The 12733-nt window shown below is 61.3% G+C and carries 15 protein-coding genes; 1 reads left to right on the forward strand and 14 read right to left on the reverse strand.

Going from position 1 to position 12733, the window contains the following annotated elements; all coding sequences use genetic code 11:
- The first annotated feature begins 3 nt into the window (after positions 1–3).
- Positions 4–1431 (forward strand): nodulation protein NodH, encoded by a 1428-nt coding sequence (locus FDT80_RS10335; RefSeq protein WP_138662200.1) that lies wholly within the window; start codon positions 4–6, stop codon positions 1429–1431.
- Positions 1432–1439: 8 nt separating this feature from the next.
- Here FDT80_RS10335 and FDT80_RS10340 read toward each other — a convergent pair whose 3' ends face one another.
- The 14 genes from FDT80_RS10340 to paaA all read right to left on the reverse strand — a co-directional run bounded on the left by FDT80_RS10340 (position 1440) and on the right by paaA (position 12731).
- Complete coding sequence (locus FDT80_RS10340) at positions 1440–1904, reverse strand: PTS sugar transporter subunit IIA (protein ID WP_138662201.1); 465 nt, start codon at positions 1902–1904, stop codon at positions 1440–1442.
- A gap of 45 nt (positions 1905–1949) precedes the next feature.
- Complete coding sequence (gene hpf, locus FDT80_RS10345) at positions 1950–2516, reverse strand: ribosome hibernation-promoting factor, HPF/YfiA family (protein ID WP_138662202.1); 567 nt, start codon at positions 2514–2516, stop codon at positions 1950–1952.
- 252 nt (positions 2517–2768) lie between these two features.
- On the reverse strand, positions 2769–3527 hold the full coding sequence (lptB, locus tag FDT80_RS10350; protein ID WP_138662203.1) for an LPS export ABC transporter ATP-binding protein: 759 nt from the start codon (positions 3525–3527) through the stop codon (positions 2769–2771).
- Positions 3527–3997 (reverse strand): lipopolysaccharide transport periplasmic protein LptA, encoded by a 471-nt coding sequence (gene lptA, locus FDT80_RS10355; protein WP_138662578.1) that lies wholly within the window; start codon positions 3995–3997, stop codon positions 3527–3529. Before lptA ends, lptB begins: the two co-directional genes overlap by 1 nt.
- A 24-nt stretch (positions 3998–4021) precedes the next feature.
- A complete protein-coding gene (gene lptC / locus FDT80_RS10360; protein ID WP_138662204.1) occupies positions 4022–4630 on the reverse strand; it encodes an LPS export ABC transporter periplasmic protein LptC in 609 nt (202 codons plus the stop codon).
- 6 nt (positions 4631–4636) lie between these two features.
- On the reverse strand, positions 4637–5599 hold the full coding sequence (locus FDT80_RS10365) for a KpsF/GutQ family sugar-phosphate isomerase (protein WP_138662205.1): 963 nt from the start codon (positions 5597–5599) through the stop codon (positions 4637–4639).
- Positions 5596–6210 carry a ribonuclease D gene (locus FDT80_RS10370; protein ID WP_138662206.1) on the reverse strand — a complete coding sequence of 205 codons (615 nt, stop codon included), beginning with the start codon at positions 6208–6210 and terminating at the stop codon, positions 5596–5598. The genes FDT80_RS10365 and FDT80_RS10370 overlap by 4 nt, the downstream gene beginning before the upstream one ends.
- Positions 6211–6266: 56 nt before the next feature.
- The gene (locus FDT80_RS10375; RefSeq protein WP_138662207.1) at positions 6267–7046 is read right to left on the reverse strand and encodes a PaaX family transcriptional regulator C-terminal domain-containing protein; all 780 of its coding nucleotides are present in this window, start codon (positions 7044–7046) and stop codon (positions 6267–6269) included.
- On the reverse strand, positions 7036–9078 hold the full coding sequence (gene paaZ, locus FDT80_RS10380) for a phenylacetic acid degradation bifunctional protein PaaZ (RefSeq protein ID WP_138662208.1): 2043 nt from the start codon (positions 9076–9078) through the stop codon (positions 7036–7038). Before paaZ ends, FDT80_RS10375 begins: the two co-directional genes overlap by 11 nt.
- Before the next feature lie 23 nt (positions 9079–9101).
- On the reverse strand, positions 9102–10166 hold the full coding sequence (locus FDT80_RS10385; protein WP_138662209.1) for a 2Fe-2S iron-sulfur cluster-binding protein: 1065 nt from the start codon (positions 10164–10166) through the stop codon (positions 9102–9104).
- A 3-nt stretch (positions 10167–10169) separates the two neighbouring features.
- Positions 10170–10637: a 1,2-phenylacetyl-CoA epoxidase subunit PaaD gene (gene paaD / locus FDT80_RS10390; RefSeq protein WP_138662210.1), complete on the reverse strand. Its 468-nt coding sequence runs from the start codon at positions 10635–10637 to the stop codon at positions 10170–10172.
- A complete protein-coding gene (gene paaC, locus FDT80_RS10395) occupies positions 10631–11386 on the reverse strand; it encodes a 1,2-phenylacetyl-CoA epoxidase subunit PaaC (RefSeq protein ID WP_138662211.1) in 756 nt (251 codons plus the stop codon). Before paaC ends, paaD begins: the two co-directional genes overlap by 7 nt.
- On the reverse strand, positions 11383–11727 hold the full coding sequence (paaB, locus tag FDT80_RS10400; protein WP_138662212.1) for a 1,2-phenylacetyl-CoA epoxidase subunit PaaB: 345 nt from the start codon (positions 11725–11727) through the stop codon (positions 11383–11385). The genes paaC and paaB overlap by 4 nt, the downstream gene beginning before the upstream one ends.
- Positions 11728–11732: 5 nt before the next feature.
- Positions 11733–12731: a 1,2-phenylacetyl-CoA epoxidase subunit PaaA gene (gene paaA, locus FDT80_RS10405; protein ID WP_138662213.1), complete on the reverse strand. Its 999-nt coding sequence runs from the start codon at positions 12729–12731 to the stop codon at positions 11733–11735.
- Positions 12732–12733: the final 2 nt, after the last annotated feature.

Consider the following 12733-nt stretch of genomic DNA (forward strand, 5'->3'; position numbering starts at 1 on the left):
GCCATGGCTGCGCAATTCGACTATTTCGTGGTGTTTGCGGAAATGCGCACCGGATCGAATTTTCTTGAGGCGAACATAAACGCATTCGATGGGCTGGCGTGTCATGGCGAGGCGTTCAATCCCCATTTCATCGGCTACCCCAACAGCACCGACATTCTTGGCATCGACCAGGCGGCTCGGGATGCGTCGCCCGCCAGGTTGGTCAGGGCCATTCGCGATCAGGATGGAACGATCGGCGGGTTTCGGTATTTCCACGATCACGATCCGCGGGTGCTGGACATGGTTCTGGATGATCCGCGTTGCGCCAAGGTCATCCTGACCCGTAATCCCGTCGACAGCTACGTCAGCTGGAAAATCGCGCAATCCACCGGACAGTGGAAACTGACGGATGTCAAACGGCGCAAGGACGGGCAGGCCGTGTTCGACGGGGCGGAGTTTACGGCCCATCTGGACGCGTTGCAGGCTTTTCAGGTCAGGCTTCTCAACCGGCTTCAGACCAGCGGGCAGACAGCGTTCTATATTGCCTATGAAGACCTTCAGAGCGTCGAGGTCATGAATGGCTTGGCCAGGTATCTGGGCGTGAGTTCGCAGCTGGACGAACTGGACAAGAGCCTGAAAAAGCAGAACCCAAGCCCGATCTCGGGAAAGGTCAGAAACTATATCGAGATGGAGCGGTCCCTCTCTGGGCTGGATCGGTTCAACCTGACGCGCACGCCGAATTTCGAACCGCGTCGCGGGCCAACTGCGCCCAGCTATGTTGCGGCGGCCAAGGCGGCGCTCATGTATCTGCCCATCAAGGGCGGCCCTGAGCAGAGCGTGTCCGACTGGCTGGCGTCCCTGGACGGAGTCGAGCCGACCGAGCTTTTGACGAAGATGTCGCAAAAGGATCTGCGGCAATGGAAACGCAAGCACAAGGGGCACCGCAGCTTTACGGTGCTGCGGCACCCTGTGGCACGCGCGCATGACGCATTTTGCACGCGCATCCTGTCAAACGGTCCAGACGCCTATGGGCCGATCCGCCGGACACTGATCAAACGCTACGGTTTGCCCGTGCCCGAACATGGCGCCGATGACAGCTATGATCGGGCTGCGCACAAGACCGCGTTTCTGGCATTCATCGCGTTTCTCAAGGGCAATCTTGCAGGACAGACGGCAATTCGCGTCGATGCCACGTGGTGCACCCAGGCGCAGGCCTTGCAGGGCTTCGGTGACTTCGCCTTGCCGGATCGCGTGATCCGCGAGGCCGACATCGCTTCTGAATTGGTTGATCTGGCCGCGGCCGTCGGGCGCAGCGATGTCACCCCGCCGAAACCGGCGGCCCCGGATACCCCGTTTGCCCTGTCCGAGATCTACGACAGCGAGATCGAAGCCAAGGTGACGGATGTCTACCAACGCGACTACATGATGTTCGGATTTACCAGCTGGCGCTGATTGCCCCGTCAGGCCGCCTGTTCGGATTGAGCGGAGGTCAGGATGGTGTAAAGCGTCGCAGGATTTGGATTTGCCCGCAATTTCGAGCAGATCGACGGCGCGCGCAGCGTCCGTGATACCAAGGCCAGCGCCTTGAGATGTTCAACACCTGCTTCTTCGGGTGCAAACAACGCAAATGCGATATCAACCGGCTGCCGGTCCACCGCATTGAAATCGATCGGTTTGTCGAGCAGGACAAAGGCACCGACGACTTCGTCGAGACCTTCTAGCCGGGCATGCGGCAGCGCAACACCATGCCCAACACCAGTCGGGCCCAGGGCTTCGCGGGTCTGGAGTGCTTCGACCACACGCGACGCATCCAGCCCATAGGCCGAATGCGCCAGTTCACCCAGTTCCTGCAACAGCCGCTTCTTGCTGGATGCCGATGTCAAAACCTTCACGGCCTCTGGTTTGAGGAGTTTTGCAAAATCCATGGCTGCCCGCACTGTTGTGACGGCATCTTGGGCCGTCGTTCCTGTTTATTTCGGATCGATCCATCCGATATTGCCATCTTCGCGGCGATACACGACGTTGAGCCCGTCCTTGCTCTCATTTCGGAAGATCAACACCGGCGCCCCGGCAAGTTCCATCTGCATCACGGCCTCTCCGACGGACAAGGACGGAATTTTGGTTTCCATCTCTGCGACGATAATCGGCTGAAGTGTATCTGGTTCCTGCGTGTCCGACTCTACTCCCGAAGCGAGGATATACGAGGACGCGCCGAAGATTTCAACCGGCTCTGACCGGTCCTTGTGATGATCTTTCAACCGACGCTTGTAGCGCCTCAGTTGCTTGTCCATCTTTTCGCAGCAGGCGTCGAACGCGGCGTAGATCTCGGTCTGATGGGCCTTGGCCTGGGCTGTCAGGCCGGTGGACAGATGTACCGTTGATTCGCACACAAACTCATGACCCGACTTCGAGAAAACAACCTGCGCATCCGTCGGGCGCTGGGCGTATTTCTCGATGACTTCGCCCAATTCTGTGCGCACGTGGGTTTGCAGGGCTTCGCCGATGTCGATCTGTTTGCCGCTGATTTGGTACCGCATAGTTTCTCCTTTGCGTCACGCGATCCGACTATGCCGACGGGTCCGCAAGTGCGGCGTCGGTTTCACATAGGTCTCGCAGAAAGTGACGTACCCTTTGGTTGTGATCTGCCGGGCCTTGGCATGAAGGCCGCGACGCAGACAGACAGGAACAACAGGGTCGCCATTCGTCTATTGAGCCTGAAAACACTGTCGTCTGTCAAACGAAAGCGGTGCGATCATGCGCGATATCCGGAACCGGTTTGTTGCGATCTTTCATGAAATGCGAAAGTTGTCGCCCAGATACACGCGGCGAACGTTTTCGTTTTCGACCACTTCATCGGGTGTGCCCGACATCAGAACCTTGCCCTCGTGCAGGATATAGGCGCGGTCAACGATTTCGAGCGTTTCGCGCACGTTGTGATCGGTTATCAGCACGCCAATTCCGCGTTTTTTCAGGTCCGCGACCAGATGCCTGATGTCGCCCACCGAAATCGGGTCGACCCCTGCGAAAGGTTCGTCCAAAAGCAGATACTTCGGATTGGCAGCCAGGCAACGGGCAATTTCGACCCGCCGGCGTTCACCCCCCGACAGCGCAAGAGCAGGCGCACGGCGCAGGTGTTCGATCGAGAATTCCGACAACAACTCTTCGAGCCGTTCGCGACGCTGATGGCGGTGCGGCGTCGAAATATCGAGGATCGCCGCGATGTTGTCCTCGACGGTGAGACCGCGAAAAATGCTCATTTCCTGCGGCAGGTATCCGATTCCCAATTGCGCCCTGCGGTACATGGGAAGCGTTGTAACGTCGGTGCCATCGACGGTAACGCGGCCGCCTTCGGGCGTGACAAGCCCCGCAACCGCATAAAAGGTCGTCGTCTTGCCCGACCCGTTGGGGCCCAGAAGGGCCACGACCTCGCCCCGATCGAGATGCATGGAAAAATCACGGATCACGGTCTTTTTGCGGTAGGATTTGCGCAAATGGTCGATCCGCAACCCTGGAGAGCCTTCGGCCACTGTCAGCGTCGGGGGCGGCATTACTGATCGCCCGTCTGCAGGATCGTCTTGACGCGGCCTGACATGCGCGCGGTTCCATCGGACAGGCGCACGGTCATCTTGTCCGCCGTCAGCGCATTACGGCCTTGGGTCAGCAATACGTTGCCTGTCATGACGATCGTGCCGTCATCGATGCTGTAATCCGCGCGCTCTGCCTCGGCGGCATCGGCACCCGCGACAAGCGTCACACCGCCTGTGGCCTCAAGCCGTGCGATACCTTCGGCGGTCGCGCGGTAAACGACCAGAACGCGCGGCGCAGACAGCCGCATTTCGCCCTGACCGATCAGCACGTTTCCGGTGAAAATCGCGGTTCCCGAGGATTGATCGACCGACAGGTTGTCTGCCGTCACTTCCACGGGCAGGGTCGTGTCCTGCTGGATCGTGCCAAAGGCAACCTGCGTGCCCTGTGCGGATACCTGTCCGACCAGGAGCGACAGAACGACCGAAATCATGAGAAAACGCAAAAAGGCCACGGCTTATTCTTTCACCTGTTTGGGAACGTATATCAGCTTCACGCCGTTTGTGAAAATCAATTGGGCGGGGTCGTTTGGCGCAGGCGAATAAAGGTGCATCTGCCCGGCGGTCACGGTGCCAATCGGGCTGTTTGCCCTGATCTCGCCGGGTGTCCTGATGTCCAGTTCCGACATCTTGGTCTGCAAGGCGTCGGTCTCGATCCGGTAACCTGTCGACGTCGTGACGACGACGTTCCCGGACAGCGATGTCACATCGCGCCCCAGGTCGAATTTGCCCAGATCGGATTTCAGGTTGATCTGGGCACCGGTCACCAGATCGACCTGTGCAATGACCTGTCGGGCGTCGTGCCCGCCGGTCTGCCCTTGCGGCGATGTCAGCGTATCGGCGGCAAATGACAGCCGGTCGCCATTTGCGGTCGTTCCCGCGAAATAGGGTCCGGTGACCTGCTGACCGCTTAGCCTGTCCTGCACTTCGGTATCCGCGAACGGGATGGACGCAGTCGGATCAATGCGGCGCGACAGCAAAAAGAGCGTGGACAAAAGCGCCAGCGCCATCAGCGGCAGAACCACCTTGAGCAAGGCGACGATCCGCGAATACCTGTCCCCCCTCATGGCGGGTCACCCCAGCCCGACGCGCAGGCAGTCGTGGATATGCAGCAGCCCTTGCGGTGTTGCCGGCCCATCGGGATCGACCACGAAAAGGCAGGTGATCTTGCGGGTGTTCATCACGCCGACGGCCTGCTCTGCCAGGGCGTGCGGCGGCAGGGTGGTCGGTGCATGCGTCATCACGTCGGCGGCCGTCAGCGACAGCAGCCCATCCATATGGCGGCGCAGGTCGCCATCGGTGATGATCCCCCGCAGCAGGCCGTCATCATCGGTGACACCGACAACGCCGAACCCCTTTTGACTGATCTCGATCAGGGCGTCGGACATCTGAGTGGATTGACGCACCAGCGGCAGCGCCTTGCCGATGTGCATCAGATCGGCGACCCGGCTTAGCCGCGCACCCAGTTTGCCACCGGGATGAAACTCGCGGAAATGTTCAGGCGTAAAGGCGCGATGCTCCATCAGGGCCACGGCCAGCGCATCGCCCAGCGCAAGCGTCATCGTTGTCGAAGAGGTCGGCACGATCCCGGTTCCGCAGGCTTCCTCGGCCTGTGGCAGCACAAGCGCCACGTCGGATTGGCGCAACAGCGTGCTGTCGGGGCGGCTGGCCACTCCGATCATCGGGATCGAAAAGCGTCGGGTATAGGCGATCACATCGGCCAGTTCGGGCGTCTCGCCGGAATTTGACAGCACCAGAACCACGTCGCCGGGGCTCAGCATGCCCAGGTCGCCGTGGCTGGCTTCGGCGGGGTGCACGAAATGCGCGGGCGTTCCGGTGCTGGCCAGCGTTGCCGCGATCTTGCGGGCGATATGGCCAGATTTGCCCATGCCGCAGACGATGATCCGGCCCTTTGCGCCCAGCATCAATTCGACGGCGCGGTCAAAGCTTTGGTCGAGGGCGGCTTCGAGTTGGCGCAAGGCATCGGTTTCGATGCGGATCACCCGGCGGGCGGTGTCAAGAAACGGGGTGCTCATGCGTGGGCAAAGATGTCCGTCTCGGGCCACCCTTCCAGATCAAGGCGCGCCCGCATCGGCAGGAAATCGAAACAGGCCTGAGCGATCTCCATACGGCCCTCGCGGTCCAGCCGTTTGTTCAACTCGTCGCGCAGGCGATGCAGGTACAAGACGTCCGACGCCGCATAGTCGAGCTGCGCGTCCGTCAGGGTCTCTGCGCCCCAGTCGCTGCTTTGCTGCTGCTTTGAGATGTCGATGCCCAAAAGCTCCTGCAACAACTTGGCCAGCCCGTGCCGATCCGTGTAGGTGCGGATCAATCGGCTGGCGATCTTGGTGCAATAGACCGGCGTTGCGGTCGCGCCAAAGGCATTCAGCATCGCGGCAATGTCGAACCGGCCAAAGTGAAACAGCTTGAGCACATCGGGATTTTCCAGCAGCGCGCACAAATTAGGCGCCTGCGTCTGACCCTTGGCGATCTGGATCATATGCGCGTTGCCGTCACCGCCGGAAAGTTGCACGACACACAGCCTGTCGCGGTGCGGATGCAGCCCCATTGTTTCGCAATCGATGGCCACGACGGGCCCAAGGTCAACGCCGTCGGGAAGGTCGTTCTGATATAGATGATTTGTCATTGCATCCCTATATAGCGCCTTTTCCATCTGGGAAAGCGTCGCTTGCGCCTGATGTGTCACGGGCCGGTGATCTGGCTCATGTGTGGGCGCGGAAACCGGTACAGAAGGCGCGCGACGAGGACGTGACAGGTGGTCCCGGCCCAGTTTTCGGGATAGAGTATGCGCGGCAATCTGGGATGTTTGAGGGCGATACGCCGCCAGTTGTGGACAATCAGACAGCGCAGAACGGCACTTTGCAGCGGCGAGATCCCGGCGGAGCGAGGCAGACGTTCGTCGATGTCGGCGAGGATCGGCGCCAGCGCCTCGTAGTCCGCCGTCAGGTTCTGGGGCGTGATCTGCGCGCGCAGCCAGTCGGGAACGGTTTCGCCGGTCAGCACCATCGCGTCGTTGGGCGGCGTCGCGCTGGCGGCCCCGATATAAAGCCGGGGCATGACAAGGACAAAGCCCTTTGTGTGCATCTGCGCCCGCATGTTCGCATCGCCGTTTTCAGTGAGCACCATGTGCCAATCGTCCGCGTCTTCCACAGGTGTGCCATAGATGCGCGGACTGGCGGCGGCGCTTTCGGTCCGGCCAAGCGCGGTCAGGCTGTGGCGGCTGGTACGGCCGGATTTCTCGGACGCAATCCAGCCATCGTTGCGCAAGCGGTGCAATGCCACGCGCGTCGCCTCGGGGCGGATGCCCATCTCGGACATGATCGCTGACAACACCGGCCCGTCGATCGCCTCGCCCCGCGCCTGGGCCAGATCACCAAAGACCGACACCAGAAGCGACCAGACCCTTTGTCCGCCCAGACGGGCCAGCGCGGCGGTCACATCTTGAAAGGCGTCAGACTGCATTCATCGTCAGCAGTTCGTACTCTGCCACCGCTTCGTCGTTCTGATTGGTCAGCGTCACGTGCCAGCGGACCTCGCCATAGTCGTCCTTCCGAGGGGTCTTGGCCTTGACCGTCAAGTGCACCTTGACGCTGTCGCCCGCTTGGACAGGGGCCTTGAAGCGCAGGTTATCAAGGCCGGTGTTGGCCAGAACAGGGCCGGGATCGGGCTGCACGAACAGGCCGGCGGCAAAGCTGAGCAGCAGGTACCCATGGGCGACACGGCCGGGAAAGAACGGGTTTGCGGCCGCCGCGGTATCATCCATATGGGCATAGAAGGTATCGCCGGTGAAATGGGCGAATGTCTCTATGTCGTCCAGTGTGACCTCGCGGCTGGGCGAATGGAACGTCTCGCCGATGTCCAGCGCGGTAAAGGTGCGCGTAAAGGGGTGGGCGCGGTCGGTGATTTCGGTTGCGCCGGGAACCCATTGTCCGCCGACCGCGGTCAGGATATCGGGGCTGCCCTGTACGGCGGTGCGTTGCATGTAATGCATCACGCCGCGGATCCCGCCCAGTTCCTCGCCACCGCCCGCGCGACCGGGGCCGCCGTGAACCATGTGCGGCAGGGGGGCGCCGTGGCCTGTCGCCTCGGCCATGCTGTCGCGGTTATTGAAATACAGGCGCCCGTGAAACGCGCCTGCGCCCTCGACCATCTGGCGCGCCATGTCGCCGTCACGAGTGATGACAGAGGCCACCAGCGACCCCTTGCCACGATTAAGCAGCGCGACCGCATGATCCGGATCGCGGTAGGGCATGATCGTGGATACGGGGCCGAAAGCCTCGGTATCGTGCACGCGTTGGGCAGTGTCCGGATCGGCGCAATGAAACAGCATCGGCGGCAGGAATGCCCCCTTTGCCGCGTCCGCCCCATCCACCTCGAATTGGTTCGGGTCGCCAAAGACACGCTCCGCTTCGGCGTGGATCAGGGCGGCTTTTTCAAGCACATCGCGTTTTTGGCCATTCGACACCAGCGCGCCCATGCCCGTGCTCTCAAGCCGGGGGTCGCCGATACGGGTCTTGGCCAATCGCTCGCCAAGTGCGGCGATCAGCGCGTCGATCTGGGGTGCCGGGGCCATGATGCGCCGGATGGCGGTGCATTTCTGCCCGGCCTTGGCAGTCATCTCGCGGGTGATTTCCTTGACGAACAGATTGAATTCCGGCGTGCCGGCTGTGGCGTCGGGGCCCAGCACGGTCGCGTTCAGGCTGTCCTGCTCGGCCATGAAACGCACGCTGTTTTTCAACAGATGCAGGTTGGACCGCAGTTTCAGCGCGGTATCGGCAGATCCGGTAAAGCCGACAACGTCCTGGCAATCGAGGTGATCGAGCATGTCGCCCAAACCACCGCTGACCAGTTGCAGCGCGCCCTCGGGCAACAGGCCGCTTTCGAGCATCAGGCGCACGCAGGCTTCGGTGACATAGGATGTCGCGGTGGCGGGCTTCACGATGGCGGGCATGCCGGCCAGCAGGGCGGGAGCAAGTTTCTCAAGCATCCCCCAGACCGGAAAGTTGAAGGCGTTGATGTGTACGGCGGCACCGCGCAGGGGCGTCGCGACGTGCCGGCCCATGAACGCACCGGACCGGCCCAGCTGCTCTGGCGGGCCATCGAGAAACACATGCCCGTCCGGCATTTCGCGCCGACCCTTGGAGGCAAAGACAAGCATCGTGCCGATCCCGCCGTCGATGTCGATCATGTGATCGGCCTGGGTGGCGCCGGTATCGAATGACAGATCATAGAGCGTTTGCCGATGTTCTTTCAGATGCAGCGCCAGCGCCTTGAGCATGCGAGCGCGGTCATGAAAGGTCAGCCTGCGCAGGTTCGGCCCGCCCAGATCCCGTGCGTGACCCAGCATTCCCTGGACATCGAGCGCGTCATTACCGGCCTGCGCGATCACATCGCCCGTAATGGCGCTGGCGATACTGCGCGCGCCCGAACCGGGGGCGACCCATTGCCCGGCGGCAAAGCTGTGAATGTCGCGGGCTGCGGCGTCTTTGGGCATGGGGGGGCTCCGGTCGGTTGGGGTCAGTGGGTGTCGTAATCCACGACGATGGTATCGCTCAGCGGGTAGCACTGGCAGGTCAGGACATAACCGGCCTCGACCTCGTAATCCTCCAGCGCGTGATTGGAGAGCATTTCGAACTCGCCTTCAAGCACCTTGGCCTTGCAGGTCGAACAGACGCCCGCCTTGCAGGCGAACGGCGCTTCGAGGCTGTTTTCCAGCGCCGCTTCGAGCACCGACTGGTTGCGCGGCATCTTGAACGACCGGGTCACGCCGTCGGCGGTCACCCGGGCGTCCGTTCCGGCTGTGTCCGCGGCGCGGTCGGTGATGGCCTGCTTGGCCAGCCGTCCCTGCTGGCTTTCGCCGAACAGTTCGAACTTGATCTGATCCTCGGTCAGGCCGTGCGATTTCAGAGCCTCGGCGATGGCCAGCATCATCGGCTCTGGCCCGCAGATGAACGCGGTGTCCATGCCTTGGATATCGACCCAGTGCTTGAACAACTGGTCGCATTTCTCCTGATCGACGCGACCGGTGAACAGTTCCATGTCCTGACCGGATTCAAGCATGTGAATGATGGTCAGGCGCCCCATGTAGCGGTTCTTGAGATCTTCGAGTTCCTCGCGGAACATGATCGTGTTCACCGCGCGATTGGCATAGACCAGCGTAAAGGTCGATTTCGGCTCGCGCTTCAGCACTGTTTTCAGGATCGACAGCACCGGGGTGATCCCCGACCCGCCCGCAAAGCCCAGGTAATTCTTGGCGCGCTCCGGTTCGATCGGGGTGTGAAACTTGCCCATCGGCGGCATCGCCTGCAGCGTATCGCCGACCTTGAGCCGTTCGTTGGCAAAGGTCGAGAACGCCCCGCCTTCGACCCGTTTGATCCCGACCTGCAACACGCCATCGTCAAGGCCCGCGCAGATCGAATAGTTGCGGCGCAATTCGGTCCCGTCGAAATCCTGCTTGAAGGTCAGGTATTGCCCCTGGATGAAATCGAATGGTTCCGGATCCCGAGGTTCAAGGGTCAGCACCACGGCATCGCGGATGGTGTGATGAATATCGGTGACGGTGAGGGGGTGAAATTTGCTCATGAGTCAGTGGCACTTGAAATAGTCAAAGGGTTCCAGACAGTCGGTGCAGCGCCATTGCGCCTTGCACGGAGTCGAGCCGAATTGGCTTATCCGCTCGAGATGGGGTGATTTGCAGCGCGGGCATTGCTTGGGCCCGCCAGAGGGCTGCGGCGGTGCAATTCCATAGGCTTCAAGCTTTGAACGGCCCTTTTCGGTCATCCAGTCGGTTGTCCAGGCGGGCGACAACTGCCGTTTCAGCCTCAGGTGCTGAATCCCATGTTCACGCAGGGCGGCTTCGACATCGAGGTTGATGATGCTGGTGGCGGGGCAGCCCGAATAGGTCGGCGTCACGGTCACTTCAAGCGTGTCGTCCACCCATGCGACATCGCGGATGATACCCAGATCGACGAGCGAAATCGCCGGGATTTCCGGATCAGGCACTTGGTCGAGCCAGGTCCAGATCGTTTGCACGCTGGGGTGATCGGTTACCATGACGCATCCGGATAGGCGCGTTGCAGCCACTGCATCTGGGTCAGCATATGGCCCAGGTGTTCGGTGTGCCGCCCACCGGTCTTGCCGCCCTTGTGGGCGAAATCATCTTGCGGACGGGTCAGTGTCGCGGCGGTCAGGACGTTGTTCACCAGCGTGTCGAATTCACCCCGAAGGCTTGCCGGGTCAGGGGCGATCCCCTCGGCGACCATCGCGGCATCGACTTCATCCGAAACGAACATTTCGCCGACGAAGGGCCACAACCGGTCAAGCGCCTTTTGCATCCGCACGTGGCTTTCCTCGGTCCCGTCGCCCAGCCCGATCACCGTGTCTGAAGACCGCTCAAGATGATAGGTGACCTCCTTGGTGGATTTCTCGGCGATGGCCGCGATCCTGCTGTCGCTGCTGTCCATCAACTGAGCGAGGTAGTTCGAATGCCACGCATCGAACAGGAATTGCCGCATCATTGTCTGACCGAAATCACCGTTTGGCTGTTCCACCAGAAGAAGGCTGCGGAAATCCCAGACATCGCGGTGAAAGGCCAGCGTGTCGGCATCGCGGCCCTTGCCTTCGACCTCACCGGCGAGGCCAAGCCAAAGCTGCGTCTGGCCGATCAGGTCGAGCGCCGTGTTGGCGAGGGCGATATCCTCTTCGAGCACCGGGGCATGGCCGCACCATTCGGACACGCGGTGGCCCAGGACGAGGGTGTTGTCGCCGAGCCGGGTCAGGAATTCGAACTGCGGCTGGGTCACATCGCACCTACGTCATCGGGGATGTCGAAAAACGTCGGGTGGCGGTACACCTTGGCGTTCGCGGGCTCGTATAGCGGGCCTTTTTCCTCGGGCGAGGACGCAGCGATCTTGCAGGCCTCGACGGCCCAGATGCTGACGCCCTCGTTGCGGCGGGTATAGACATCGCGAGCGTTCTTGATCGCCATTTCGGCGTCGGGCGCATGCAGGCTGCCGACGTGGCGATGGCTCAGCCCGTGTTGACCACGGATGAAGATTTCCCAAAGCGGCCATTCGGTCGGGCGTGCCTTGCCGTGCTCGACATTTTCGGTGCCATCGTATGAACTGGATTCCGGGCTGCTCATGTCAGTTACTCCGCTGCCACTTGGGCCGCCGCGGCGCGCTTTTTCGCCGCGTGGGCCAACAGGCCCTCACGGACCCAGCGGCCTTCGTCCCATGCCTTGTTGCGCGCCTCGAGCCGTTCGGTGTTGCACGGGCCGTTGCCCTTGAGGACGTCAAAAAACTCATCCCAATCGGGCTGCGCGAAATCGTAATGCCCGCGCTCTTCGTTCCACCTGAGAGTGTCATCCGGCACGGTCAGGCCCAGGTATTCGGCCTGCGGCACTGTTTGATCGACGAATTTCTGGCGCAATTCGTCGTTCGAATTCATCTTGATCTTCCATGCCATCGACTGCGCCGAATGGACCGAATTTTCGTCCGACGGCCCGAACATCATCAGCGACGGCCCCCAGAACCGGTTAAGCGCGTCCTGCGCCATCTTGCGCTGCGCCTCTGTACCGTTCGCCATCTTCATCATGATGTCGTAGCCCTGCCGCTGGTGGAACGATTCCTCCTTGCAGATACGCACCATCGCACGCGCATAGGGGCCATAGGACGTTCGTTGCAGCGGCACCTGGTTCATGATCGCCGCACCATCAACCAGCCAGCCAACGGCACCCATGTCGGCCCAGGTGAGCGTTGGATAATTGAAGATCGAGCTGTATTTCATCTTGCCCGACAACAGATCGCGGGTCATCTGGTCGCGGCTCACGCCCAGTGTTTCGGCCGCGCAATAGAGGTAAAGCCCGTGCCCCGCCTCGTCCTGCACCTTGGCCAGCAAGATCGCCTTGCGCTCAAGCGTGGGCGCGCGGGTTATCCAGTTGCCTTCGGGCAATTGACCGACGATTTCGGAATGCGCGTGCTGGCCGATCTGGCGGATCAGGTTCTTGCGATAGCCGTCGGGCATCCAATCCTTCGGTTCGATCTTGTCGTTGGCATTGATGCGCTCCTGAAAGGCGCGCTCCTGCGGGTCCATCTCGTCGAGGGATTTGACACCCTCGCCGGTCGATTTGATCATTTGCGCATACATTT

The organism is Sulfitobacter sabulilitoris (genome assembly GCF_005887615.1).
Classification (GTDB): domain Bacteria; phylum Pseudomonadota; class Alphaproteobacteria; order Rhodobacterales; family Rhodobacteraceae; genus Sulfitobacter_E; species Sulfitobacter_E sabulilitoris.

What these genes read in the sequence shown, in the direction of transcription:
- FDT80_RS10365 (WP_138662205.1), bottom strand. Translation starts at nt 5,599, where the DNA reads ATGAGCACCCCGTTTCTTGACACCGCCCGCCGGGTGATCCGCATCGAA.
- paaB (WP_138662212.1), bottom strand. Translation starts at nt 11,727, where the DNA reads ATGAGCAGCCCGGAATCCAGTTCATACGATGGCACCGAAAATGTCGAG.
- hpf (WP_138662202.1), bottom strand. Translation starts at nt 2,516, where the DNA reads ATGCGGTACCAAATCAGCGGCAAACAGATCGACATCGGCGAAGCCCTG.
- paaA (WP_138662213.1), bottom strand. Translation starts at nt 12,731, where the DNA reads ATGTATGCGCAAATGATCAAATCGACCGGCGAGGGTGTCAAATCCCTC.
- lptB (WP_138662203.1), bottom strand. Translation starts at nt 3,527, where the DNA reads ATGCCGCCCCCGACGCTGACAGTGGCCGAAGGCTCTCCAGGGTTGCGG.
- lptA (WP_138662578.1), bottom strand. Translation starts at nt 3,997, where the DNA reads ATGATTTCGGTCGTTCTGTCGCTCCTGGTCGGACAGGTATCCGCACAG.
- lptC (WP_138662204.1), bottom strand. Translation starts at nt 4,630, where the DNA reads ATGAGGGGGGACAGGTATTCGCGGATCGTCGCCTTGCTCAAGGTGGTT.
- FDT80_RS10370 (WP_138662206.1), bottom strand. Translation starts at nt 6,210, where the DNA reads ATGACAAATCATCTATATCAGAACGACCTTCCCGACGGCGTTGACCTT.
- FDT80_RS10375 (WP_138662207.1), bottom strand. Translation starts at nt 7,046, where the DNA reads ATGCAGTCTGACGCCTTTCAAGATGTGACCGCCGCGCTGGCCCGTCTG.
- FDT80_RS10340 (WP_138662201.1), bottom strand. Translation starts at nt 1,904, where the DNA reads ATGGATTTTGCAAAACTCCTCAAACCAGAGGCCGTGAAGGTTTTGACA.
- FDT80_RS10335 (WP_138662200.1), top strand. Translation starts at nt 4, where the DNA reads ATGGCTGCGCAATTCGACTATTTCGTGGTGTTTGCGGAAATGCGCACC.
- paaD (WP_138662210.1), bottom strand. Translation starts at nt 10,637, where the DNA reads ATGGTAACCGATCACCCCAGCGTGCAAACGATCTGGACCTGGCTCGAC.
- paaZ (WP_138662208.1), bottom strand. Translation starts at nt 9,078, where the DNA reads ATGCCCAAAGACGCCGCAGCCCGCGACATTCACAGCTTTGCCGCCGGG.
- FDT80_RS10385 (WP_138662209.1), bottom strand. Translation starts at nt 10,166, where the DNA reads ATGAGCAAATTTCACCCCCTCACCGTCACCGATATTCATCACACCATC.